This is a genomic window from Bradyrhizobium sp. NBAIM08 (genome assembly GCF_020193935.1).
GTDB classification, from domain to species: domain Bacteria; phylum Pseudomonadota; class Alphaproteobacteria; order Rhizobiales; family Xanthobacteraceae; genus Bradyrhizobium; species Bradyrhizobium yuanmingense.
In genome coordinates this window covers 1-1,365 of record NZ_JADYVR010000045.1, presented here as the reverse complement: position 1 = coordinate 1,365, position 1,365 = coordinate 1, and the positions used below count along the sequence as shown (strand labels likewise).

Here is a 1,365-nt window from a genome sequence, read left to right as displayed (position 1 = left end):
GCCCAGTCGCTCGACAACCGCGCCAGCGACATCAACAACCTGCTCGACGGCATCGCCAACGGCGTGCAGGTGCTGCAGGCTGCCAACACCGGCATCACCTCGCTGCAGAAGCTGATCGACTCTGCGAAGTCGATCGCCAACCAGGCGCTGCAGACCACGGTCGGCTATTCCACCAAGTCCAACGTCTCCGCCACCATCTCCGGTGCGACGGCGGCCGACCTGCGTGGCACGACCTCCTACGCCAGCGCGACGGCGAACAGCAACGTCGTGTATAGCGGTGCGGCCGGCGGCACCACCGCGGCGACCGGCACGACCACGCTCGGCGCCACCATCGGCGTCTTCGCCAGCACAGGCGCAACGGCCGGCGACGGCACCACGGCGCTGACCGGCACCATGACCCTGATCGCCACCAACGGCACGACCGCGACCGGCCTCGCCGGCAACGCCCAGCCTGCCGACGGCGACACGCTGACCGTGAACGGCAAGACCATCACCTTCCGCAGCGGCTCGGCTCCGGGTGCGACCGGCGTTCCGACCGGCTCGGGCGTCAGCGGCAACATCGTCACCGACGGCAATGGCAACAGCACCGTCTATCTCGGCACCAACGGCACGCCGGCAGCGACCGTCAACGACCTGTTGAGCGCGATCGATCTGGCAAGCGGCGTCAAGACGGTCTCGATCACCTCGGGTGCGGCGACGATCGCCACGAGCAACGGCCAGACCGCTTCGACCGTCGCTGCGGGCGCCGTCACGCTGAGGAGCTCGACAGGTGCGGATCTGAGCGTCACCGGCAAGGCCGATCTGCTCAAGGCTCTCGCCCTGACCACGTCGGTGGGCGGCGGCAACGCCACCGTCAACGTCAACCGCACCACCAGCGCGGCTTCGCTGGGTGCGACGATCACCGACGGCTCGACGCTGAACGTCAACGGTAAAGTCATCACCTTCAAGAATGCGCCGATCCCGGGCTCGACCGGTGCGCCGAGCATTCCGACCGGCTATGGTGCGAGCGGTAACGTCCTCACCGACGGCGCCGGCAACTCGACGGTCTATCTGCAGGGCGGTACCCTCAACGACGTCTTGAAGGCGATCGACCTCGCCACCGGCGTGCAGACCGCGACCATCGGCGCCAACGGCACCGCGACGCTCGCGACGGCCTCCGGCCAGACCAACTCGTCGATCAACGCCTCGGGCCAGCTGAAGCTGTCCACTGGCGTCAATGCCGACCTGTCGATCACCGGCACGGGCAATGCGCTGAACGCGCTCGGCCTTGCCGGCAACACCGGAACGGCGACCGCCTTCACCGCGGCGCGCACCTCCGGCATCGGCGGCATCAGCGGCAAGACCTTGACCTTCACCTCCTTCAAC

General features: G+C 68.2%; 1 protein-coding gene. It reads left to right on the top strand.

Annotated features, from left to right (window positions below; all coding sequences use genetic code 11):
• Positions 1-1,365: DUF1522 domain-containing protein (locus I6F37_RS38285; RefSeq protein ID WP_225154117.1), on the top strand; the 1,365-nt coding region annotated here is incomplete at both ends.